Here is a 22,457-nt window from a genome sequence, read left to right on the forward strand (position 1 = left end):
GATGGAGTACCTGCTGTTCCCCGGGCGGCACCACGTCCTGACGCGGTTCCAGGCCGAGTTCCTGCAGGCGACAGCTCAGGGCGCCACGATCGTCTGGGCGGTGACGTCCTCGAACCACCACACCACCAAGCGGAACCCGGTGCCGTTCGACCGGCGCGAGGCGGCGATCGAGCGCTTCAGCGTCGCGACCGGGATCCGTTCGCTGGTGGTCGGCGTCACCGACACGCACGCGACCGACGACTTCGCCGACGTGACGATCAAGGCCGTCGAGGCCGGCACGGACGACGAGGTCCAGCTGGATCCGGGCAACACCGTCGTGGCCTGCTCGACCCCCGAGGTCGCCAAGCTGTACGAGTGGCTCGGCTACTCGGTGATCGGCGTCGAGCCGCCCGACGAGCCCAGACCCTGGGACGTGCTGCTACTGATTGCCGCAGGCAACGACACCTGGCGGGAGCTCGCGCATCCGGCGACGGCCGACGTCTTCGACCGGTACCGGCTCGACGCGCAGATCCAGCGCTGCGTGAACGACCCGGTGGTCGGCGACGATGGCGGGCTCACCACCACCCGCGACTACAAGACCTACGCGGACGCCTTCGAGACCGCCGCCGACCGCAAGTGGCAGCAGATCAAGGTCTTCGTCCGCCCCGGGCGGATCCTCGACATCGGCTGCGCGACCGGCGCCACCCTGCAACTGGTGGACGCGGACCCGCGGTTCCACGAGTCCGACCTGATCGGCGTCGAGGTCGCCCGGCACCTGTACGCCGAGTGTGTGCACAAGAAGGAGCAAGGGCTCTTCCAGAACCCGAACGTGTACTTCTACCAGCGCAACATGCTCGGCTCCGCCGTCTTCCCGGCCCGCTCGATCGACACCACCCTGACGCTCGCGCTGACCCATGAGATCTGGTCGTACGCCGACGGATCGCGCCCGGCGACGGTGCAACGCTTCGCCGACAGTTTGTTCGCGCACACCGCGCCGGACGGGGTCTGGGTGAACTCGGACGTGTGCGGACCGGCCGAGCCCGACCGGCCCGTAGTACTGGAGCTCGACGACAGCGACGGCGCCAATCCGGCCGACGTGACCGACCTCGAGGCGCTCGCCGATCCGGCGGCGTACGTGAGCGCGCTGTCGACCAGGGCGAGGTTCTTCCAGTTCGCGCACAACTTCCGGCGGAACGCGTCCGTGCCCTTCGAGTACTCCGCACGCGACGGCAAGCTGGTACTCCGGCTCGCGGACGCGATGGACTTCCTGACCCGCAAGGACTACGTCGACAACTGGCTGAGCGAGACCCACGAGCAGTTCTGCGGGCTCGACTTCACCGGCTGGTGCGGGATCGCGAAGCAGGCGGGCTTCACCATCGACCCAGCGTCGAAGCCGTGGCGCAACGACTGGGTGATCGCCAACCGGATTGCGCCGGTCGCCTCTCTCACCAGCCCCGACGGGACGCCCGTCGAGTGGCCTGACACCCACCAACTGCTGATCGCCCGCCGCTGACTCGCGTCCGAAAGACCCCGAGGCGGATCTTCGGACGCGCACGGTCAGCCGAGGCGGTTGCGGACGATTCGCTTGAGGCGGCGCTTCAGCTTGCCGGCGAACTTGCGCGGATTGCGGATCGTCGCCACCTTGCGCACCACGGTGACGGCCGCGAAGGCGCGCGAGCTGCGCAGCCTGGCGCGCTCCGCGTTCACCTTCTGCACCTGCAGCCGCATCTCCCGGAGCCGGTTCTCGCGCGTCTTCAGCGCCTTGTCCCGGAACCCGAGCGTCCGCTCCAGCCCGAAGATCTGCCCCTTCAGCTCGAACACTTCCTGCTGCGCCCGCTCAGCATCAGCAAGGGCCGTCCGCACGTCGGGCGTCTGCGAGGCATCGGCCGGAATCCCCAGCGCAGAAGCCAGAGCCTCCGCCAACTCCTTGCCCCGGGCAACTTGTGCGCCGGAGGCCGGCGGAGTCTCCGGCTTCGTCGCGGCGACCGGAGCCGGCGCCTCGACACCGGACATCCCCAGCCACGCGGACACCAGGTCGTCCCCGACCATCCACGGCGGCCACGGGTGACGCCGGTGCCCACCGATCAACCGATCGTGGAACCGCCACCACGCGGCCGCCAACACATCCACGGCGCTCTCGTCACCAGCAGTCACCCACGGCGAGACGCCGGCCGCGAAGCCATCCCCATCCACCACCACGTCATCCCACCGCAGCACCAGCCGCGCCGAGTCCTGTGCCCGAGCCCACTCACCGAGCCGAGCAGCCAACGCCCGGAACCCCGGCACATCCTCAGCAGCAGCAAACCGAAGCAGCTGAGTCTCCACAGTGATCCCACCCGGCACACTCCCGGGGACAGCCCCTAGGTCGAACACCACCGGCGCTGCCGCGGCGGGAGCGTCACCAGAGGCGGCGCGGGCTGCGGCAAAGTCGGCTTCCTCGCCTGCCGCGGCGCCGAGTTCCCGCTGGTCGGTGGTGATGGACCAACCTGCTGCGGCGGTGTCGGCGGTGAGGACGGTGGTGTGGCCCGAGGTTTGGGCGTAGATGGGGTGGCGGGCCGGGGTGGTGGTGAGGGCCAGCCACGAGGGGGCGGTGGAGGCGAGGAGGCCGGCCCGAGCGGCCGCGGTGGCGCCTTCGGCGATCGGGGCCAGCAGCGGTACTGCGACCGCGGCGGTCTCCAGGGCTTCCAGCGCCAGGCGGGCTGGTAGTTCGCCCGGCCGGGTGGCGGCGGCCGTGTCCGAGGCGAGCAACGTCAGGACCGCGTCCTTGGCGGAGAAGGCCGCGTAGGCGTGGGCCCCGGCGAAGCCCACTCGCGACAGCTCGGCAAGGAGCTGGTCGGCGGATACCGGCCGAGTGGGGTCGTCGTGGAGCGGTCGCCAGTCGTCGTCGGCGTGGCGGTCCTGGGGTAGGCGGCGATCCAGCAGATTGGTGAGGGAGAACTCGTTCTCCAGTCCGAGAACGACGACCGCTGAAGGCGACGCGACCGCGGCCAAGGCGTCCAGGCGGGCCGACCAGTTCAGGTCGTCGCTGTCATAGCCGAGGACACGATCGAGACCGTCGGCGGCAACCACGACCTCGAAGGCGGCAGGCTCCATCCCGTCCAGCGCGCCCGCGATGACCTGCAGGTCGTCGCCGAAGCGCTCGGCCAGCGAGTTGGCGTCCGAGACCGACCGGACCAGCATGGTCGCCTTCGCCGACTTGGCGACGACGACCTCGATCAGGTCGGCGCTGTGCGGCCCGACGATGAGGGTGCGTGCCCCAGAAGGCAGGACGTCGTCCAGCAGTGCTCGCAGCACCGGTCCCTGGACGGCCCCGCGCTTGCCTTCGTAGTCGCTCCACGGCTGCATCTCACCGCGAACCACATCGACGGCCAGCTGGTTGTCAGACACGCTCTCTCCAATCGAACAGCATCCGCAGTTCCGCGGGCGGCAGCATCCAGGGCACGCCCAGTTCCAGGTCCGTGGTCGCGCGGGCGGCGGCCAGGTCGATCTCCTTGCCGAGCATCTCCGGCCACAGCCTGGCGATCCGGCTCTGCCCGCCGAACAGCGGGTTCTCGCCCTCCATCTCCATCGGATCGCCGTACACGGCGGGCTCGCAGCCCGCGGCGATGCCGTAGAAGATGGCGGTCGACAGCCGGTTCGCGGCCACCCGCTTGTGCTTGCGGAGCTCGGTGAGCTGCTTGTAGAGGAACCGTGGGTCCGTGCCCTCGTACGAGAAGCCCCGGCGGCCGAACGACACGACCCGGAACCCGGCGTCCTCGTACGACTTCCGGATCTCCGGCCGCTCGTACTCCGTGTAGTACAGGCTGAAGGTGACCGGGCCGGGCTCGGTCTCGCGGATCTCGTCGATCAGGCGCTTGTGGTCGCCTTGGATCTTGCCGCCCTCCCAGCCGTGGAAGAGGAACCAGAGCGTGCCTTCGCGCTCCTCCTCCGGTACGGCGCCGAGCTCCGGCTCCAGGTCGAGCAGGTAGAGCCAGGGCGCGCCGATGCTGTGGTAGTTCCGCCGGCCGAGCGCGTGCCCACGGCGGCGCGGCGCGTCACTCCAGGTGAACCGCCAGGCGCCGTCGAAGAACTCGTGCACCGGGTTCCAGCCGTCGGCGATGTTCCAGCCGTGCTGCAGGTAGCCGCGCAGTCGGGGCGGAGCCTGGTCGTCGAGACCGGCGTACCGGGCCAGGATGTGCGCTTGCCCGTAGTAGTGGTTGTGGTGATGCATCAGCGGACCTCGACGTGAAGTGTGCCTGCGTGCGGACGGATACCGGCGACATGGCCGCCCTGCTCGACCTCGATCGGCAACCGGCTGGCAAGGAACGGCTCACACTGCACGGCCTGGGCCGAGCCGTCCGCCGCCGTGGCGAAGAGCACCCAGTCTGCCAAGCTGGCCAAGGGATCCACGGAGTGCGCGACCACCTCGTCCGGGATCAGCTCGGACAACCCGACCGAGGCCACCCACTCCCCGGACGCCGAGACGGTACTGCGGCACGCGACGTCCACGTGCTCGTCGGAGTCCTCCAGGAACCGCCGCCAGCTGAACGCGGCCCCGCCGGTCAACAACCCGGCGATCCGCAGTTCATTGCTCTCAGCAACAACCTCGGCCTGCTGGGCGACCACCCGGGCCGGGCCTTCGTGCAGGTTCACGTACCCACCGGTGGATCGGGTCAGCGTGACCAGGCGACCCTGGTCCAGGTGGCTCACCGCCTGGTCGCCGGCGGTCCAGAGCAGCAACCTCTCGTCGCCGCCGGAGCCGAGCATCCGGAAGGCCCAGGTGGTCCGCTGGGTGAACGGGTCATCGGGGCTGGTCTCGGCGACGATCGGGCCGAACGGGATCCGCACGCTGAAGTCCCGCCCGGACCACTCGAGCGGGAGCACCTGGCCCAGGCCGGACAGCGGCCGGGTCACCTGCAGCCGCGGATCCTCCAGGTCGGCCGGCACCCGCCCCCGCAGTACCAGCGCGTCGGAGGTCTGCTCGGCCGAGGTGATGCGGCACGGGTCGACCATCTTCCGCAGTACGAAGGCGCCGTCCGCGCCGGGACCGGGCTGGACCCAGGTGGTCTCGTCGATCCAGTTGCCCGGCGGCCAGCCGGGACTGCCCGCACGCTGACCGCGGAGCTTGCCGTGCTCCCGCAGCCGCCCGGACTTCATCCATACTGCGAAATGCGCCGGGGCCGCCGTGTCCGCGAGTTTCGCCAGCAGGCGGCGGTCGAGGCGCACCTCGAACCCGACCAGGGCGGAGTCACCATGCGAGTCCGTCGCGGCGTACCGACGGACAGGCAGCGGGATACGGTTCCCCGCGACGACCAGCGCGATCCGCAGGCTGGACGACGCGGTGGTCTCCAGGTGCCGGATCTCGGCGGTCCCGTGCAGCGACAGCACGTCGTCCTGCCAGGCGACCCGCTGCACGGTCGTCGCCAGCGTCAAGTCCTTCTTCGGCAGTTGGTAGAGGGTCCGCGGTACGGCGGTGTTCGGCTCGTGCACGCCCGGGTAGTTGTGCTCGAACTGCCACCGCCTACCGGCCTTCGGGATGGCGCGGGCGCCACCGCTGAGGCCACCCTCGTTGCGGAAGTGCGCCAGCCGGCGCAGCAGGTCCACGTCGCCGGCGCGGAGCGCGGAGTGCTGGATCCGGTCGTAGCTGTGCGCGCGGACCAGGACCGAGTTGTCCAGCCGTTCCAGCAACCGGCAGGCCAGCCGGACCAGGTTCTGCTCCTCCGCGGGCGGCACCGCGCCGAACGCCATCACCAGCGTCAGCATGTCGATCTGGGTGAAGTGCGAGTGCACCCGGCGCCGGATCTCGCCCAGTCCCTGGTACCCGCCGCTGTCGATCAGGTCCATCACCAGTTCGGCGGAGCGGACCCGGTCCTCCAGGTTGCCGAACTGGAACTTCTGCTGGGTGATCGACTCGCCCGACTCCCGCTCCCGCCAGTAGTAGACGGGGGCGGCCAGCGCGTCCACGGTGACCGCGTCCAGGTGCGCCTTCAGCGTGACCGGGTAGTCCTCGTACCGGATCGCGGGGAACTCGTAGCCGTACTCGTCCCAGAAGGAGCGCCGGTAGACCTTGTTCCAGACCATCCGGTCCAGGACCAGGTCGGGCGACTCCAGCACGTGGCCGGCCTTCCGGTCCTTCGCGAACGGCAGTCGGTGGATCCACGACGGCCGAACCCCGGCGCTGTTGTTGAAGCGCCGCGCGTTCCCGCCGGCGAAGGACGACCCTGTCTCGTCCAGCGACCGGACCAGCCGCTCGAACCCGTGCCGGCTGACCAGGTCGTCGCTGTCGACGAAGGTCAGGTACTCGCCCTGGGCGTGCCGGACCCCGGTGTTGCGGGCCGGGCCCAGGCCCTGGTTCTCCTGCTCGACGATCCGGAACCGGGAGTCGCGGGAACACAGGTCCTTGGCGATCGCCGCGCTGTCGTCCGGGGATCCGTCGTCGACGAGGATCGCCTCGAAATCCGTCCAGGTCTGCCGGGCGATCGAATCGAGGCAGTCCCCGATGTAGTCGCCGACGTTGTAGAAAGGCACAACCACGCTCAGCCGCGGCGTCACAACTGTGTATCTCCTCGGCTCAGTCGATTTCGGTCAATGATGCTAGCAGTCGGTCTCTGGCTACTGACGGGCCGCCAGGGGTAGGTCCGGCCCGACCAGATGGACCGTCAGCAGCGTGTGGATCGGCTCGAACCCATAACGCGCCCAAGCTCTTTGTACCCCGGTGTTGTGGCCCTGAGTGGAAATGACGAGCCGACGGGAGGTTGCGGCATCCTCAACGGCCGCGAGCAGGTGCCCGTACCGGCCACGGCCCTGCTCGGCCGGAACCACGCCGGCCAGCTCGATCTCGGTCCACGACCGCTGCTGGTCCACCGTGGCCAGAGCGAGCACCCGCCGGTCCGGGCCTCGCAGTACGACCGCGCCCTGGTCCTCGACGCTGCGCCGGGCCCACTCCTGGTACCCCGCGAGCGCCTGGGCCGGTGCGAACAGCGGGTTGGCGCAGTAGTGGTTCCCGTAGTCGCCGAAGATGTCGCCGACCAGGTCGTCGACCAGATCGTCGTCGACCGCCTGCTCGTGCGTCGCGGCGAACCCGGCCAGCGGCGCCGGGCGACGGCCCTTGCCCACAGGGAGTGACCAGTAGACGAGGCTGTCCGCGAGCAGCGCCGTCCGCGGACCACTCGCCAGCGCCGCGAACCAGGAGACCTCCCGGGCCGGGTAGCGCAGGATCACCACGTCGGCCGTCGACTTGTCGACTGCGGCGAGCACCTCCGGCAGCGGCGTACCGGCTGAGGCCGAGATCGAGATCCGGTCGACGGCGACGCCGAACCGCCGTGACTCGTAGTCACCTGGCCGCATCGTCAGCTCGCCCGCCTCGAGGGCGTCGTACCAGCTCATGCCGGACCGCACGAGTAGGAGCGCACTCCGTCGATCACTCGGTTCTGCTCCTCCTCGGTGAGCTGGCTGTACAGCGGCAGCCGGACCAACGAGCCGCTGACCCGGTCGGTGACGGCGCAGCCACCCGGCCCGACCCGGCCGTACTTCTCGCCCGCCGGGGACGAGTGCAGCGGCACGTAGTGGAACGGCGCGCTGACGTTGCGCTCGCGCAGGTGCGCGATCAGGCCCTGCTGGTGCTCGTGGGACGGCATCAGCAGGTAGTACAGGTGCGCGGGGTGCACGCAGCCCGCGGGAACGGTCGGTACGCCGACGCCGTGCGACCCGGCCCACTCGGCCAGCGCCTCGTCGTACCGCTGCCAGCTCGCCAGCCGCGGCGTGTGGATCTCGTCGAAGTGCTCCAACTGGGCGGTCAGGAACGCGGCGAGCGGATCGGCCGGGAGATAGCTGGACCCGATGTCCACCCAGCGGTATTTGTCGACCTGGCCTCGGAAGAACTGGGCGCGGTTGGTGCCCTTCTCCCGGATCACCTCGGCCCGAGCGAGCAGGTCGCCGTCGTTGACGACCAGTGCGCCACCCTCGCCGCAGTGCACGTTCTTGGTGCCGTGGAAGGACTGCGTCGCCATCAGCCCGAGCGAGCCGAGCGGGCGGCCGTGGTACGAGCCGCCGAGGCCGTGCGCGTTGTCCTCGATCACCGGCAGCCCGTACTTCGCGGCGATCGCGAGCACCTCGTCCATCGCTGCGGCGACCCCGGCGTAGTGCACCACCACGATCGCCTTGGTCCGCTCGGTGATCGCGGCCTCGATCTGCGTCTCGTCGAGGTTCAGCGTGTCCGGCCGGATGTCCACGAACACCGGTACGGCGCCGCGCAGCGCGTAGGCGTTCGCGGTGGAGACGAAGGTGAACGACGGCATGATCACCTCGTCCCCCGGCTCCAGGTCGAGCAGCAGCGCGGTCATCTCCAGCGCGTGCGTGCACGACGTGGTCAGCAGCGAGCCGACGCCACCGGTGAGTTTGGTGATCAGGTCCGTCGCCCGGGCGGTGAACGGGCCGTCGCCGGAGACCGCGGCCGAGGAGAAGGACTGGTTCACGTAGACGAGCTCGTCACCCGCCACGTATGCCTTGACGAACGGGATCGGCGACAGGTCCGGCATAGGCAGGCAGCCTACCTTTGCTCCGGCGACTGCCCGTCGATCGCCTCCGCGTAACTGTGGTGCCCGGGATCCTCCAGGCTGTCGTAACCCACCAGGAACTGCGGCCGACGCTGACTCGACTGGAACAGCCTCGCCACGTACTCACCCAGCAGACCCAGGCAGAGCAGCTGGATCGCGCCGATGATGCCGACCGCCAGCACGGTCGAGGTCCAGCCCGGAACGCTGTTGCCCGACAGCTTGACCACCAGCGCCCCGACCACGAACAACCCGCACAGCAGCCCACCCAGCAGCCCGAGCCAGGTGGCCAGCCGGAGCGGAGCGGCCGAGAACGCCGTCACGCTGTCGAAGGCCAGCCGGAACATCTTCGACCAGTTGTACTTCGTCACGCCTGCCGCCCGCTCGGCGCGAACGTACTTCACCTCCGCGCTCGGGAACCCCAGCCACGGGATCACCAGCCGGAACACCCGGCCGTCCTCGGGGAGCCCGTTGACGGCATCCACCACGCGGCGCGACACCAGCCGGAAGTCGCCGGCGTCGAACGGGATCTCCATGCCCACCAGGCGACACATCAGCCGGTAGTACATGCGAGCCGTGGTCCGCTTGGGCCAGGAGTCACTCGACCGGTCCGAGCGCACGCCGTACACGACGTCGACGTCCTTCTCCCGCGCGGTGGCGAGCAGCTCGGCGATCGCCTCGGGGGGATCCTGCAGGTCGGCGTCGATGGTGACCAGGTAGTCACCGCGAGCGCGCCGGAACCCCGCGGACAGGGCGGCCTGGTGACCGGAGTTCCGGAGCAGGCGGACGAGCCGGAGTTGCGGCCAGGTGCCGGTCGCCTCGCGGAGCAGGGTGGCCGTGCCGTCGCGGCTGCCGTCGTCGACGACCAGCACCTCGTAGCTGATCCCCAGCCCGTCGAGGAGCGGGTGCATCCGCTCGAAGAAGATCGGCAGCACGTCTTCCTCGTCGTACATCGGCACGACGACGGACAGCACCGGGTGACTGGTTGGCATGCGGACCTCCTGCGGTGAGATTACTCGGCGCGGGGCCTAGCACGGATACTCTGCCTCCGTGTCAACCGTGACCGGCATCGCGCCCAGCCGCCCAGGCGCCCCGGAGCGGGAGACGAACCGGCCGTCCTGGCGGCCCGTCGTCCCGCACCTGGTCAAGGCCGCCGCCGGCCTCGCGGTGGCCTGGCTGGCGATCTGGCTGATGGCCGGGCACGCGTCCGCCGACAGCATCGTGTCGCTGCTGCGATTCTGGATCTTCGGCATCACTCTGCCAGGCGTGATCCTGTGGCGGCTGGCCAGCCCGTTCCGGCACAACCTGATCGAGGACTTCGCCGCCGGCTCCCTGGTGGGCGTCGCGGTGCTCGTGCTCGTTTACATGGCCGTCGCGCCGATCGGCCTGCAGCAGTGGGCCTGGCTGTGGGCCGCGCCCGTGGTGATCGCCGCTGTCTGTGTGCCGTCGTGGCGTCCGCGCATCCTCAGCCGGGTCGAGCGGCCGGTGAGCCCTCTGACCGCCTGGCTGGTCGCCTTGGCCTTGGCTCTGCCTTTGTACGGGATCGGGCGTTACCGGAACCTCGTGCCCGCCCCGTACACAGATGCGCGGTCCAACTCGCCCGACATGGCGTTCCACCAGGCCCTGGCGGCCAGCGCGAGGACCGACTTCCCCCTGCAAGCGCCGTACGTGCAGGGCGAGCAGATGGACTACCACTACTTCTGGCACCAGTTCACGGCCGCGGTGTCGTGGGCGACCGGGATCAACCTGACCGATCTGGTCTACACGATCGGCTGGGTGCCGCTGCTGCTCGCTGGGACCGCGCTGATCTTCGCGCTGACCGACCGGCTGGCTCCAGGCTCGCGGTTTGCCGGTCCGCTGGCGATCGCGGTCGCATCGGTCGGCGGCACGGTGAATGCGTACCCGTCGGTGACTCTGCCGGCCGAGGGCCTCATCACCTACGTCTGGGGCAGCCCGACGCAGAACCTCGGCAGCGCGCTGATCGTGCTGCTCGCGTTGATCGGCATCGACCTGCTGAGGGGCCGGAGTGGACCCGGGACCTGGGTCCTGTTCGTCGTGATCGCCGCAGCGGCCTCGGGGTCGAAGGCGACCGTGCTGCCGCTGATCATCTGCGGCCTCGCGCTGGTCGTCTTCGTCCGGCTCTGCTACGGCCGGTTCGCCAAGGCCGCGCTGCTCACGGCGGCTGTCCTGGGCGGGTTGTTCGCAGCCTCGATCGTCGTCGTCTTCGGCATGCACTCGTCCGGGCTGGCGGTGAAACCGTGGATCACCTTCGCCAAGGTCGGCGTCTATCCGCTCGTCGCGGACTCCCTGCCCGCCGGCCAACTCGACCACAGCGCGATGTGGATCACCGCGATCACCACCTGCCTCGGCCTGGTCCTCGGCTCGGCCGGCCTGCTCGTCCTCACCGGTACGGCGGCCCGCTGGTTCCGCGATCCCGGGATGATCTTCCTGGTCGGAATCTCCATCGCCGGGTTCTCCGGGATGGTGCTGACGGATCAGCCCGGCACGAGCCAGTTGTACTTCCACCGCACCGCCGTACCGATCATCGCGGCGCTGGCCGCGGCGGGTGCCTGGATGCTGGTGTTCTGGTTCGCCGACCGGCGGTCGGACCTCGCTGTGCTCGCGTCGATCCTGGGTGGCATCGGCGCGACCGCACTGGCTCGCGCGATCGTCAACGCACTGCCGTCGGATGGCAAGCCCTTCCGCAAGCCGGACGGATCCCTGGCCGGGCTGATCAGCCCGTGGTTGTGGACGATCTTCCTTCTCGCCCTGGTGGCTGTGCTCGTCACCGTGGTGTGGAAGCGGGTCGCCAAGCGCAGGGGTCGTCCGACCCGGATCGCGATGGCGTCCTTCGTGCTCGCCGGGATGGGCGCGAGCCTGTTCTTGCCGCTCCAGGCGATGACCGACTACGCGCCCGTGTCGCTGGCCCCGCAGACGGACAAGCAACTGCTCGGCCCGAGCCGGAGCCAGACCGCCGCAGCCCTCTGGCTGAAGGACCACGCCGCCCCGGGTGACCTGATCGCGACCAACGCGCACTGCGCGATGAAGAACACCAACGGCTGCGACGCCCGGCACTTCTGGATCTCCGCGCTGACCGAGCGGCACGTGCTGCTGGAGGGCTGGGCATACACGAACACCCTCAACGACCTGGTCGCCGGCACCGGGATGGGCCCGAACGGGTTGCCGTTCTGGGACCAGACGAGACTCGAGGAGAACGACCGCGCATTCATCTCCCCGAGCCGCGACAACCTGCGGGTGCTGCGGGAGAAGTACGGCGTCCGCTGGCTCTACGCGGACCCCACCCAGACGATCCTGTCGCCCAACCTCGGCGCCTTCGCCACGCTGCGCTTCAAAGCCTCCGACGCGCTCGTCTACGAACTCCCTGAATGAACCCACCGGGCCGGCACCGTGTCGCCCCAGCTCAAGCAGTTCGTGCGGCTCCGGCACGCCACGCTCGACGCCACCATCTACGAGATCAGGTGAAACAGGGCGTCGGCGACCCGGACCCGGCCCTGCCCGTCCACCAGCTTCCAGCCGGCCTCGGCGATCCGTGCGCGTTCCACCGGGTCCGTCAGGAGTGGCCGGAGTACGGCGGCCGCGGCTGCTGGGTCCGCCTTCAGGTCTGAGAGCACTCCGACTCCGACAGCCGCGCCGGTGGCGACTGCCCGCTCATAGCCCATCTCCTGGTTGTCCACCACGCACACGAGGCCTGCCGTCGCTCCGAGGCACATCAACTCCCAGGTCGACGTACCGGACGCGCTGACCACCAGGTCCGAGGCCACCACGGCTCTGGCGAGCTGGGAGGTCGGGCCGATCACCTCGACCCGCTGGCCAGGGTTCAGCGGTACTGCGGTGATCGCCTCGGCCAGGTCCTCGTCCGGAGCCACCACGAGGGCCTCGAACGGCACCCCCGTCGCCGCGAGGGCCGCCGCGACGTACGGCCCGGCGCCGTACGCGTCGGTGCCCCCGAAGAACGCGAACACCTTCGGTACGTCGTACCGGCGCGGCTCGGGTGGATCGACCGGACGGAGGGTGAGGATCTCGTCACGCAGCAGCACGTAGTCCAGCCCGGCGAGCCGGATCGCACCCTCGGGGAGCTCCGGCTGGTCCAGCTCGGAGCCAAGATTCTGGTCCACGAACACGTCGGCCTCGGCGCCGCGGAAGTCCCCGTCGATGATCGCGAGGGTGGGGATGCCGGACCTGCGCACTCCGGTGAACACCTCGCCCGGCAGGTCGTACGAGTCGAAGACGACGGCATCCAGCTCGAGTCGCCCGAACAGCTCCACGTGCTCCTCGGCGGTCCGGACGGCAGGCTCCACCGGGATGCCCCGGGCCAGGATCTGATCGTTCGCCCAGGGCACGGTGTGGCTGTCGCAGACGAAGACCACTTCGGCCCCGCGCAGCCGCAATTCCTCGGCCAGCGCCAGGCCCCGCATCACGTGTCCGATGCCCCGTCTGGGCCCCACATCACACCTGACTCCGACCCGCCTCTGTCCAGTCACGCACCAGACCGTATCCGGTTCGCTGGGGGGCCCAGCTAAGGTATCCACTTGCGTGGCATGCTCGCGCGGTCCGGAAACGCACTAAGAAGGGTCACCCGACGTGTCCATCCTCACCGGCTCAGACATCCTCGTCACCGGAGGCACTGGGTCCTTCGGCAAGGCGTTCATCCGGTTCGCCCTCGATCAGCTCGACCCGCGGCGGATCATCGTCTTCAGCCGCGACGAGCTGAAGCAGTGGGAGGTCCGGCAGTACTTCGGCGACGACCCGCGACTGCGGTTCTTCATCGGCGACGTGCGCGACCGGGCCCGGCTGAACCGGGCGATGCACAAGGTCGACTACGTGGTGCACGCGGCCGCGCTGAAACAGGTCGACACCGCGGAGTACAACCCGTGGGAGTTCGTCCAGACCAACGTGGTCGGCTCACAGAACGTGATCGAGTCGTCCATCGACTCGGGCGTCAAGAAGGTCGTCGCGCTGTCCACCGACAAGGCCTCCAGCCCGATCAACCTGTACGGCGCGACCAAGCTGACCGCCGACAAGCTCTTCATCACCGGGAACCACTACGCGGCCGCCTACGACACCCGCTTCAGCGTGGTCCGGTACGGCAACGTGATGGGCAGCCGCGGCTCGATCATCCCGAAGTTCCGGGCCCTGCACGCGGCCGGCCAGTCGCTGCCGATCACCGACCTGCGCTGCACCCGGTTCCTGATCACGCTGCCGGAGGCGGTCGAGTTCGTCGTCGACTCGTTCGAGCAGATGATGGGCGGCGAGCTGTACGTGCCGCGGATCCCGTCGATGAAGGTCACCGACCTGGCCCAGGCGATCGCGCCGGGCGCGAAGATGCACGACATGGGGCTGCGGCCGGGCGAGAAGCTGCACGAGGAGATGATCAGCCCGGAGGAGGGCCGCCGCGCGCTCGCGATCGGCAACCGCTACGTGCTGCAGCCGGACCTGGCGACCTGGGGCTACACCCCGCCGCCGCACGGCACCCCGGTGCCCGACGGCTTCCACTACGCCTCCGACACCAACGACCAGTGGTACACGATCGACGAGATCCGCAAGATCCTAGAGAGCGATGTCTGATCCGATGCTTCCCTACGGCCGCCAGTCGATCTCGGCGGAGGACATCGAGGCGGTCACCGCCGTCCTCCGCGGCGACTGGCTCACCACCGGACCCGCCGTCACCGCGTTCGAGAACGCGGTCTCCGAGCTGACCGGCGGCCACCGCGCGGTCAGCTGCACGTCGGGCACCGCCGCCCTGCACATGGCGTACGCCGGGCTCGGCGTCGGCCCCGGCGACGAGATCGTGACCACGCCGATGACGTTCGTCGCGACCGCGTCCTGCGCCGCGATCCTCGGCGCGAAGGTGGTCTTCGCCGACGTCGAGGAGGACACCGCGCTGCTCGACCCGGCGGCCGTCGAGGCGGCCGTCACCGAGCGCACGAAGGTCGTCGCGGCCGTCGACTATGCCGGCCACCCGGCGGACTACGACGCCCTGCAGCCGATCGCGGACTCGGTCGGCGCCAGGACGCTCGACGACGCCGCGCACTCGGTCGGCGGCTTCTACCGCGGCCGCCCGGTCGGCGACCTGGCCGACGTCACCACCCTGTCGTTCTTCCCGACCAAGAACCTGACCACCGGCGAGGGTGGCGCCGTCGTCGCCAAGGACCCGGCGGTCGGGCAGAAGGCGCACGAGTTCCACTTCATCGGGCTGGTCCGGGACCCCGAGCGGTTCGAGATCACCGACGAGGGTCCCTGGCACCAGGAAGTCCACGAGTTCGGCGTGAACTACCGCCTGACCGACATCGCCTGCGCGCTAGGGCTGTCCCAGCTGCGCAGGCTCACGGCGTTCAAGAAGCGCCGGGCCGAGATCACCGCGCGGTACAACGAGGCCCTGAGCGACGTCGACGGCCTCCGTACTCCGCCCCAGCGCGCGGACGTGGACCCGGCCTGGCACCTCTACCCGGTCCGCGTTCTCGGCGGTCGCCGGCGCGAGATCTTCGAAGGCCTGCGGGCGGCCGAGATCGGCGTCCAGGTGAACTACATCCCGGTCTACTGGCATCCCGTGTTCGCGAAACAGGGCTATCAGCGCGGCATGTGCCCGAATGCGGAGCAGTACTACCGCGAGGAGATCTCGCTGCCGATGTTCCCGGACCTGACCGACTCCGATGTCGACCGGGTGGTCGACACGCTGACGAAGCTGGTCCGGTGACGGGCCTGGTCATGGTCGGGGCCGAGATGCTCAACTGGTCCGACCTCACTCCTCGCGACGGGCGTCCCGCGACCGGCGGTCGTGTTCCAGCGGCTCTGCTGGAAGCCGTGCTGAAGCCGACGGACTCCGTACTGGTGGCCGGTCCGCACACGCTCGAACTGCTCAAGCAGGTCGTCGGCGCGACCGCTTCCGTGGACGCGCTGGTCCGATCCGCTCCGGATGCGGAAGAGATCGCCGCACTGATCCCGGGTCGGGTCTACTGCGGGGCCCTCGATCGCTTCAGCTCCGAGGACACGTACGACGTGATCGTCGCGCTGGACGGGTTGCATCGGCTGGTGGGACCTGACACGCCGGTGCTGACCTGGGCCGACGCACTCGCTGCCCTGCAGGCGCGGCTGGCTCCCGAGGGCCGGCTGTTGCTCGCGGCCGAGAACTCCTTCGGCATCGAGCGCTTGATCCAGCCGAACCTGGCCACCGTCCCGGGCGACCAGGCCTGGCCCCGCGACCTCTTCGGCAGCGTCGAACCGCCGGCCGGGCTGAAGGCTGTCCACGCCGCCGTCGGCACGTCCGCGACGACGTACGCCGTCTATCCGGACCTGGCGGACCCCTCGGTCGCGCTGACCGAGACCGATACTCCGCTGGCGGGCGTGACGATCAGCCGAGCGGTCGCGTCGCGATACGCCGGCCCGATGATGACCGATCCGTATCGCCTGATGCAGGACGCGATCGCCGCCGGCCTCGGCACGGAACTGGCCCCGGGCTGGTACTTCGTGATCGGCGCCACCGACGTGCCTGACGTTTTGCCCGCTGATGCCGTGCCGACCGGCTCCGGCATCCTGCTGGAGGAATACCTCCTCGATGCCTTGCGGGTCGACGACCAGGCGGCGATCCGGCGTACGGTGCCCGGCTACGTGTCGTGGTTGCTGGCGCAGGACACCCAGACCGCCTCGATCTCGTCGGCGGACAACGTGATCGTCGACGGTGCGTCGTACCAGGTGTTCGGGGAGGGTGAGCCGGTCGCGGGTCGCGGCGAGGCGCTCGTGATCTCGCAGTTGGCTCGCTTCGTGCGGCGCTCACTGGAAGCGGGGTCGAGGCAGTCGTGGACGGTCGGCGAGAGCACCCGCGGCCTGACCGCGCTGTTCGCGTCGATGGCCGGAATCACCTTGACAGAGGCACTCTGGGCATCCGTTGCCCCAGGCAATAAGCAGCCGGAGCCGGTCGGGAGTGTGGAGCAGCTCGCCACCATCGCCCGTCTCACCAAGGAGCTGTCCGAGGCGGCCACGCAGGCCATCTACTTCGAGCGTCAGCTGAGCAGCATCCGACGGTCGCGTCCGTACCGGATCGGTATCGCGGTGATGAACCCGGCGAAGGTGGTCGTCAGACGGGCCCGCCGCAGGGTCCGCCGGGTCCGCCGCAGGGTGGGTCGCTGATGCACCACGCGAACCACTTCTACGGCCACGCCCACGTGATGGCCTCGTACGCCGGGCTGCCCGGCGCGCCGGGGATCTGGGGCTACCTGCAGCACGGCTGGAACATCCTCGACGGGTTCGCGTTCGGCACCGCCTTCGTCGACGGGATGCCGAAGTTCGTCTGGTCCGACAGCGTCCGGCGGCGCGGCTGGTCGATGGGGCTGCGCAACTACTCGGTGATCGGCGCCACCTGGCTCTACCTGCTGAAGGTGCACCCGGAGCTGGCCAGCCCGGCGAAAGATGCCGCCGGCACCATCTTCTACCCGTTCCACGGCTGGGAAGGCCAGCACGTGCTGGGCGATCATGGCCGGATCGTTGCCTCGATCAACGAGCACGAGAAGGGCCCGGTCACCGTCTGCCTGTACTGGAACGAGTACGAGAACCCGGCCATCCGGCAGGTCTACGAGCGGGCCGGCTTCCGGGTGATCACCCACGGGTACCGCGGGCTGCACTGGCTCGGCACGGACACGAACTTCCTGCTGAAGCAGCTCCGCGAGGTCCGCAAACACCGTCGCGTCGCCTCCAACCGGCTCAGCTCGGCCGTGCTGTACGGCGCCTCCCTGGGCCTCCAGCCCGGCGTGTACGGCGACCCGATGCTGCTGGAGAACGAGCATCCGTCCTTCGGCGGCCAGGCCCGGATCAAGCGGCTGTGGCCCGAGATGAACCAGCCGTACGTGCCGCTCGACCTGGCCCGGGCGTTCACCGACACCGAGCTCGGGGTCGAGCACCTGGCCGGTCCGGCGGAGATCCGTGAGTTGTTCAGGTGGACCACGCTGAAGGCGGTTTCGTGAAGATCGGCATCATCACCCAGGCCCGCGCGACGAGCACCAGGCTGCCCGCCAAGGTCCTGCTGACCGCGGGCAAGCGGACGTTCCTCGAGCACCACCTGGACCGGCTGACCCGGACCGGGCTTCCGGTGATCGTGGCAACCACCACGAACGCCGACGACGACCCGATCGTGGGGCTGGCCGGCGAGGCCGGGGTCCCGGTTTTCCGTGGCAGCGAGCTGGACGTGCTCTCCCGGTTCGCCGGCGCGGCCCGCGAACACGAGCTGGACGCGGTCGTCCGGGTCACCTCGGACTGCCCGCTGATCGACGCGGAGGTCGTTGCCGCGGGCGTCGATCGGTACCGCGCGGAGAACGACGAGAACCTGTACGTGTCGAACTGCCTCGAGCGGACCTACCCGCGCGGCATGGACTACGAGGTGTTCTCGGTCCCGCAGCTGCTCCGGGCCGAGGCCCAGGCCACCCTGCAGGCCGACCGCGAGCACGTCACGTCCTACCTGCACCAGAACCGCGGCGGGGACGTCCGGCTGCTCAACCTCCCGTGGCAGGGCGGCGGCTCGCAGTACCGGCTGACGCTGGACACCGAGGATGACCGGCTGCTGCTGACCACGATGATCGAGGACTACGCCGCGACCACGCTGAACTGCGCCGATCTGGTCGAGATCATGGCCGCGCACCCCGAGCTCGCCGCGCTCAACGCGCACATCGAACAGAAGAAGCTCGGCGAGTAACGCCCCGCAAGGCGGTGGCTACGGCATGATTTGCTGTGATGACCACCGATGACTCAGGTCCTGATGCCGGTCGCGCGCGATCCTTCGGCGCCGTCGCCGCCGCGTACGACGCGGGCCGGCCGACGTTTCCTGCCGACGCGCTGACCTGGATCCTGGGTCCCGGCCGGCTCCAGATCCTCGATCTCGGGGCAGGGACCGGCAAGCTGAGCAAGGTCGCCGCGTCTCTCGGGCACGACGTGGTCGCCGTCGATCCGTCCGAGGAGATGCTCGCGCTGTGCCGGCGCGTTCCCGGCGTCGACACGATGGTCGGAGCCGCCGAGTCCATCCCGCTCGCGCACGGCTCGGTCGACGCGGTGCTCGTCGGACAGGCCTTCCACTGGTTCGACCACGCCCGCGCCCTGCCCGAGATCGCCCGGGTACTGCGGCCGCACGGCGTGCTGGGACTGCTCTGGAACAACCACGACACCGTCGTCCCCTGGGTCCGGCGGCTGCACCGGGCGATCATCGGCGAGGACTTCCTGGCCGGGAACGACGAGTTCGACCCGATGCCGATCCTGCTCCAGTCGGACCTGTTCTCGATGGTGGAGACGGCCCGGTTCCGGCACTGGCACGACCTGGACCGCAACGGGCTGCGGCAACTCGCCCAGTCGCACTCGCGGGTCGCCGTCCTGACCGAGTCCCGGCGGGAGTCGGTACTGGAGCAGATCGACGCGATCTACGACAGCACCGCGAGGCCGCCGGAGCCGTTGCGCGTGCCCTACTTCACCAACTGCTACCGCACCCGCCCCAGCGACCTCGCGAACTACCGCCGCACCCTGGACGCGCCCCTCGCACCACCGCTGTGACCTGAAACGGTTTGGTTGCATTCGGTCACAAATGCTCGACAAGCGGCTAACGTGCACCTGTTCGCCTTCCGACCGAAGGGTGCAGTGCAGATGTCTGAGGAAGTAGTGCACGACCGCGAGGCTCGTGCGTATGAGGCCGTGCACGAGGCGCGCGACTTCCAGGAGCTGAAACGCCGGTACAAGAACTTCGTGGTGCCCTGGACCATCGCGTTCATGACCTGGTACCTCCTGTACGTCGCCTGCTGCAACTGGGCGCGTGACTTCATGAGTCATCAGGTGATCGGGCACATCAACGTGGCGCTGATCTTCGGGCTGCTCCAGTTCGTCTCGACCTTCATGATCGCGGCCCTCTACGGCCGGTTTGCGAACCGGAGGCTGGATCCGCTCGCCAGCGGGCTGAACGCCAAGTACAAGAGGGAGCGCCGCCGGTGACCAGTCTTCTCGTCCCGCTCGCGGACGCCGAGCCGGGCAACCAGGCCCTCACCATCTCGCTGTTCACCGCGGTCGTCGCCATCACGCTCTACATCACCTGGTGGGCGTCCCGGCAGAACAAGACGACCGCCGACTACTACGCCGGCGGCCGCAACTTCAGCGGCTCCCAGAACGGCCTGGCCGTGGCCGGCGACTACATGTCCGCCGCCTCCTTCCTCGGCATCTCCGGCCAGATCGCGCTCTACGGGTACGACGGCTTCCTGTACTCGATCGGCTTCCTGGTCGCCTGGCTGGTCGCCCTGCTGCTGGTCGCCGAGCTGCTGCGGAACTCCGGCCGGTTCACCATGGCCGACCAGCTCGCCTTCCGGATGCGGCAGCGGCCGGTCCGGACCGCCGCCGCGACCTCGACGATCGTGGTCTCGATCTTCTACCTGCTGGCCCAGATGGTCGGCGCCGGTACGCTCGTCGGCCTGTTGCTCGGCGTCACGGGCGACACCCTGAAGGCCGGCGTGATCGTGCTGGTCGGCGCGCTGATGATCATCTACGTGACCATCGGCGGCATGAGGGGCACCACCTGGGTGCAGATCGTGAAGGCCGTGCTGCTGATGAGCGGCACTCTGGTCATCACGTTCCTGGTGCTGCTGAAGTTCCACTTCAACCCGTCCGAGCTGCTCGGCGCGGCCGCCGAAAAGTCCGGCAAGGGCGAGGCGTTCCTGCAGCCGGGCCTGCTCTACGGCAAGGACCTCGTCGGCCAGATCGACTTCCTGTCGCTGGGCCTCGCGCTCGTCCTCGGCACCGCGGGTCTGCCGCACATCCTGATCCGCTTCTACACCGTGCCGGACTCCAGGGCGGCCCGGAGGTCCGTGCAGTGGGCGATCGGGCTGATCGGCGCCTTCTACCTGATGACGCTGGCCCTCGGGTTCGGCGCCGCGGCACTGCTCGACACCGGCAAGGACAGCGCGGTGGCCGCCTCGAAGGGCAACACCGCGTCGGTGCTGCTGGCCGAGGTCGTCGGCGGTGGCTCCGGCTCGATCGGCGGCGCGATCCTGCTCGCGCTGATCGCGGCCGTCGCCTTCGCCACCATCCTGGCGGTGGTCGCGGGCCTGACGCTGACCTCGGCGTCGTCGTTCGCGCACGACCTGTACGTCAATGTCATTGCCAAGGGCAAGGTCACCGAGAAGGAGGAGATCCGGGTGGCCCGGTTCGCCGCGATCGGCATCGGCGCGATCTCGATCGGGCTGGCCATCCCGGCGCAGAAGCTGAACATCGCGTTCCTGGTCGCGCTCGCCTTCGCGGTCGCGGCTTCGGCGAACCTGCCGGCCCTGCTGTACAACCTGTTCTGGAAGCGGTTCAACACCTCCGGCGCGGTCTGGAGCATCTACGGCGGCCTGATCTCCGCCGTGGTGCTGGTGATCTTCTCGCCGGTCGTCTCGGGCTCGCCGACGTCGATGATCACCGACGCGGACTTCTCCTGGTTCCCGCTGTCCAACCCGGGCATCGTCTCGATCCCGCTCGGCTTCCTGCTCGGCGTGGTCGGCACCTACCTGGGCAGGGACAAGTCCAGCGCGAACCGCTACAACGAGCTCTCCGTCCGCGCCCTGACCGGCGCCGGCGCGGAGGTTGCCTCGAAGCACTGACCGATCCTCTGCCAGACCCTGTACGGCGCACGCTCTGTCGAGGCGTGCGCCGTCTCAGGGAGAGGAGGAGGCACCGGCCGGTCGCGCTAGTTGGCAGCGGGCGTCGGGCCGATGCGGAAGAGCTTGGCGAAGCGGGCCAGCGCGGCAACGGACCCGTTTGTGCTGACGATGCCCGCCCCGAGGGCCGCCTTGGCATCGAGTTCCCCGTTCAGCAACGGGCTCAGCGGCGCGTAGGCCTCGATCGCGAGATCCGCGTCCGGGAGCGGACCGGGCGCTGCCTCCAGTGATTCCCCATCGACGATCGCGTGCACGACCACCTCGCCGAACCGCAACTCGTACGTCGCCTTGGCGTCCCCCGGCTCGAAGGTGGACCGTAACGCCATCACCAGCGTCTCCGCCGTGGCGATCTCGCCCGGCCTGAGCTCACCGAGCGACCGCGCACCCCAACGGCCCAGGGCGAGCACCACCTGGTCGAGATCGGCGCCGTACGGGGTGAGCTCGTAGACGATCGCGCCGGACGGCCTGGGCTGGACCCGGCGGGTGACGATGCCTGCCTGCTCGAGCTCCTTCAGCCGGGTGGCGAGCACGTTCGTGGGGATCTTCGGCAGCCCGGCGCGCAGATCCGTGTACCGCTTGGGCGCGACCAGCAGGTCCCGGATGATCAGCAGCGCCCAGCGCTCCCCGACGAGTTCCAGCGCGCGGGCGACCCCGCAGTACTGGCCGTACGTCTTTGTCGTCATATTGCCTACTCTACTTGACAGATCATACTTGCTTTTATGAAGCTTACTACATGACAACAATGACGAAGCAACAGCGCGAAGAGTTTCTGGCCGACACCCACGTGGGCGTCCTGAGCGTGGCGGGCGACGCCGGGCAGGCGCCGACCAGTGTGCCGACGTTCTACGCCTACGAGCCGGGCGGCGAGATCACCATGTTCACCGGCACCCAGCGGCGGGCGCCGAAGCGGATCGAGCGGATCAAGGAGGCCGGCGTGGTGACGCTGGTCGTCCAGCGGGAGGCGATGCCGCCGGCGTACGTGACCGTCGAGGCGGAACTCGTCGCGGTCGCTCCGCCCACGCCCGAGCAGATGCTGAGGATCGCGCGGCGCTACCTGCCCGAGGAGCACGCCCAGGGTTACGTCCAGGGAGAACTCGGCGACCCGGAGAACATCGTCATCCTGCTCACCTTCCGGCCGGTCCGCTGGTTCAGCTCGGACACCTCGACCGATTGACCGTCATGAACCGTTGACGCTCGCATAGCGGTGCCGTAACGCTGAGTCAGCGCTGCGCAAGAATTTGGCAAAACTTGAGTAACTTCTAGAGTATCTCTGCAA

Annotated in this window: 19 protein-coding genes; 11 read left to right on the forward strand and 8 right to left on the reverse strand. The window is 69.3% G+C overall.

The genetic code is table 11. The annotated features are described in order from the left end of the window. The first annotated feature begins 1 nt into the window (after nucleotide 1). A complete protein-coding gene (locus EV648_RS09505; RefSeq protein ID WP_132287814.1) occupies nucleotides 2–1,492 on the forward strand; it encodes a class I SAM-dependent methyltransferase in 1,491 nt (496 codons plus the stop codon). Nucleotides 1,493–1,536: 44 nt separating this feature from the next. Here the strand turns inward: EV648_RS09505 and EV648_RS42525 are convergent, their stop codons facing one another. Genes EV648_RS42525 through EV648_RS09535 form a run of 6 tightly spaced genes read right to left on the reverse strand, consistent with a single transcriptional unit; the run spans nucleotide 1,537 to nucleotide 9,502 of the window. Continuing rightward, nucleotides 1,537–3,366, reverse strand: a complete 1,830-nt coding sequence (locus EV648_RS42525; protein WP_158293951.1) for a hypothetical protein — start codon at nucleotides 3,364–3,366, stop codon at nucleotides 1,537–1,539. Continuing rightward, a complete protein-coding gene (locus EV648_RS09515) occupies nucleotides 3,359–4,189 on the reverse strand; it encodes a hypothetical protein (protein ID WP_132190390.1) in 831 nt (276 codons plus the stop codon). The genes EV648_RS42525 and EV648_RS09515 overlap by 8 nt, the downstream gene beginning before the upstream one ends. Then, nucleotides 4,189–6,510, reverse strand: a complete 2,322-nt coding sequence (locus EV648_RS09520; protein WP_132287817.1) for a glycosyltransferase family 2 protein — start codon at nucleotides 6,508–6,510, stop codon at nucleotides 4,189–4,191. The genes EV648_RS09515 and EV648_RS09520 overlap by 1 nt, the downstream gene beginning before the upstream one ends. Before the next feature lie 60 nt (nucleotides 6,511–6,570). Beyond that, complete coding sequence (locus EV648_RS09525) at nucleotides 6,571–7,344, reverse strand: GNAT family N-acetyltransferase (RefSeq protein ID WP_132287820.1); 774 nt, start codon at nucleotides 7,342–7,344, stop codon at nucleotides 6,571–6,573. After that, entirely contained in the window at nucleotides 7,341–8,495 is a 1,155-nt protein-coding gene (gene rffA / locus EV648_RS09530) for a dTDP-4-amino-4,6-dideoxygalactose transaminase (protein WP_132287823.1), read from the reverse strand. Before rffA ends, EV648_RS09525 begins: the two co-directional genes overlap by 4 nt. Before the next feature lie 11 nt (nucleotides 8,496–8,506). Continuing rightward, entirely contained in the window at nucleotides 8,507–9,502 is a 996-nt protein-coding gene (locus tag EV648_RS09535) for a glycosyltransferase family 2 protein (protein WP_132287826.1), read from the reverse strand. A 58-nt stretch (nucleotides 9,503–9,560) separates the two neighbouring features. Between EV648_RS09535 and EV648_RS09540 the strand changes: the two genes are divergently transcribed. Further along, a complete protein-coding gene (locus EV648_RS09540; protein WP_241994999.1) occupies nucleotides 9,561–11,900 on the forward strand; it encodes a hypothetical protein in 2,340 nt (779 codons plus the stop codon). A gap of 77 nt (nucleotides 11,901–11,977) precedes the next feature. Here EV648_RS09540 and EV648_RS09545 read toward each other — a convergent pair whose 3' ends face one another. After that, nucleotides 11,978–12,976: a PseG/SpsG family protein gene (locus EV648_RS09545; protein ID WP_241995000.1), complete on the reverse strand. Its 999-nt coding sequence runs from the start codon at nucleotides 12,974–12,976 to the stop codon at nucleotides 11,978–11,980. Nucleotides 12,977–13,112: 136 nt separating this feature from the next. On the opposite strand from EV648_RS09545, the gene pseB reads away from it, so the two are divergent. The 8 genes from pseB (at nucleotide 13,113) to EV648_RS09585 (ending at nucleotide 21,124) form a co-directional block, all read left to right on the forward strand. Continuing rightward, nucleotides 13,113–14,096 (forward strand): UDP-N-acetylglucosamine 4,6-dehydratase (inverting), encoded by a 984-nt coding sequence (pseB, locus tag EV648_RS09550; RefSeq protein WP_132287832.1) that lies wholly within the window; start codon nucleotides 13,113–13,115, stop codon nucleotides 14,094–14,096. After that, complete coding sequence (gene pseC, locus EV648_RS09555; protein ID WP_132287835.1) at nucleotides 14,089–15,225, forward strand: UDP-4-amino-4,6-dideoxy-N-acetyl-beta-L-altrosamine transaminase; 1,137 nt, start codon at nucleotides 14,089–14,091, stop codon at nucleotides 15,223–15,225. The genes pseB and pseC overlap by 8 nt, the downstream gene beginning before the upstream one ends. Then, a complete protein-coding gene (locus tag EV648_RS09560; RefSeq protein ID WP_241995001.1) occupies nucleotides 15,222–16,655 on the forward strand; it encodes a hypothetical protein in 1,434 nt (477 codons plus the stop codon). Before pseC ends, EV648_RS09560 begins: the two co-directional genes overlap by 4 nt. After that, nucleotides 16,655–17,485, forward strand: coding sequence for a hypothetical protein (locus tag EV648_RS09565; RefSeq protein ID WP_132287838.1), 831 nt, complete (start codon nucleotides 16,655–16,657; stop codon nucleotides 17,483–17,485). Before EV648_RS09560 ends, EV648_RS09565 begins: the two co-directional genes overlap by 1 nt. Further along, complete coding sequence (locus EV648_RS09570; RefSeq protein WP_132287841.1) at nucleotides 17,482–18,210, forward strand: cytidylyltransferase domain-containing protein; 729 nt, start codon at nucleotides 17,482–17,484, stop codon at nucleotides 18,208–18,210. Before EV648_RS09565 ends, EV648_RS09570 begins: the two co-directional genes overlap by 4 nt. A gap of 38 nt (nucleotides 18,211–18,248) precedes the next feature. Next, on the forward strand, nucleotides 18,249–19,055 hold the full coding sequence (locus EV648_RS09575; protein WP_132287844.1) for a class I SAM-dependent methyltransferase: 807 nt from the start codon (nucleotides 18,249–18,251) through the stop codon (nucleotides 19,053–19,055). 90 nt (nucleotides 19,056–19,145) lie between these two features. Then, nucleotides 19,146–19,487, forward strand: coding sequence for a DUF485 domain-containing protein (locus tag EV648_RS09580; RefSeq protein WP_132287847.1), 342 nt, complete (start codon nucleotides 19,146–19,148; stop codon nucleotides 19,485–19,487). Further along, complete coding sequence (locus EV648_RS09585) at nucleotides 19,484–21,124, forward strand: cation acetate symporter (RefSeq protein ID WP_132287849.1); 1,641 nt, start codon at nucleotides 19,484–19,486, stop codon at nucleotides 21,122–21,124. Before EV648_RS09580 ends, EV648_RS09585 begins: the two co-directional genes overlap by 4 nt. Nucleotides 21,125–21,210: 86 nt before the next feature. On the opposite strand, the gene EV648_RS09590 is transcribed toward EV648_RS09585, so the two are convergent. Then, nucleotides 21,211–21,864: a helix-turn-helix domain-containing protein gene (locus EV648_RS09590; RefSeq protein ID WP_132287852.1), complete on the reverse strand. Its 654-nt coding sequence runs from the start codon at nucleotides 21,862–21,864 to the stop codon at nucleotides 21,211–21,213. 50 nt (nucleotides 21,865–21,914) lie between these two features. Between EV648_RS09590 and EV648_RS09595 the strand changes: the two genes are divergently transcribed. After that, nucleotides 21,915–22,355 carry a pyridoxamine 5'-phosphate oxidase gene (locus EV648_RS09595; protein WP_158293952.1) on the forward strand — a complete coding sequence of 147 codons (441 nt, stop codon included), beginning with the start codon at nucleotides 21,915–21,917 and terminating at the stop codon, nucleotides 22,353–22,355. Nucleotides 22,356–22,457: the final 102 nt, after the last annotated feature.

The organism is Kribbella sp. VKM Ac-2568, from assembly GCF_004345365.1.
GTDB classification, from domain to species: domain Bacteria; phylum Actinomycetota; class Actinomycetes; order Propionibacteriales; family Kribbellaceae; genus Kribbella; species Kribbella orskensis.

Excerpts from the sequence above, each read along its gene's own strand:
- EV648_RS09535 (WP_132287826.1), bottom strand. The coding sequence starts at position 9,502 with ATGCCAACCAGTCACCCGGTGCTGTCCGTCGTCGTGCCGATGTACGAC.
- EV648_RS09595 (WP_158293952.1), top strand. The coding sequence starts at position 21,915 with ATGACAACAATGACGAAGCAACAGCGCGAAGAGTTTCTGGCCGACACC.
- EV648_RS09565 (WP_132287838.1), top strand. The coding sequence starts at position 16,655 with ATGCACCACGCGAACCACTTCTACGGCCACGCCCACGTGATGGCCTCG.
- rffA (WP_132287823.1), bottom strand. The coding sequence starts at position 8,495 with ATGCCGGACCTGTCGCCGATCCCGTTCGTCAAGGCATACGTGGCGGGT.
- EV648_RS09590 (WP_132287852.1), bottom strand. The coding sequence starts at position 21,864 with ATGACGACAAAGACGTACGGCCAGTACTGCGGGGTCGCCCGCGCGCTG.
- EV648_RS09575 (WP_132287844.1), top strand. The coding sequence starts at position 18,249 with ATGACCACCGATGACTCAGGTCCTGATGCCGGTCGCGCGCGATCCTTC.
- pseC (WP_132287835.1), top strand. The coding sequence starts at position 14,089 with ATGTCTGATCCGATGCTTCCCTACGGCCGCCAGTCGATCTCGGCGGAG.
- EV648_RS09515 (WP_132190390.1), bottom strand. The coding sequence starts at position 4,189 with ATGCATCACCACAACCACTACTACGGGCAAGCGCACATCCTGGCCCGG.
- EV648_RS09505 (WP_132287814.1), top strand. The coding sequence starts at position 2 with ATGGAGTACCTGCTGTTCCCCGGGCGGCACCACGTCCTGACGCGGTTC.
- EV648_RS09525 (WP_132287820.1), bottom strand. The coding sequence starts at position 7,344 with ATGAGCTGGTACGACGCCCTCGAGGCGGGCGAGCTGACGATGCGGCCA.
- EV648_RS09580 (WP_132287847.1), top strand. The coding sequence starts at position 19,146 with ATGTCTGAGGAAGTAGTGCACGACCGCGAGGCTCGTGCGTATGAGGCC.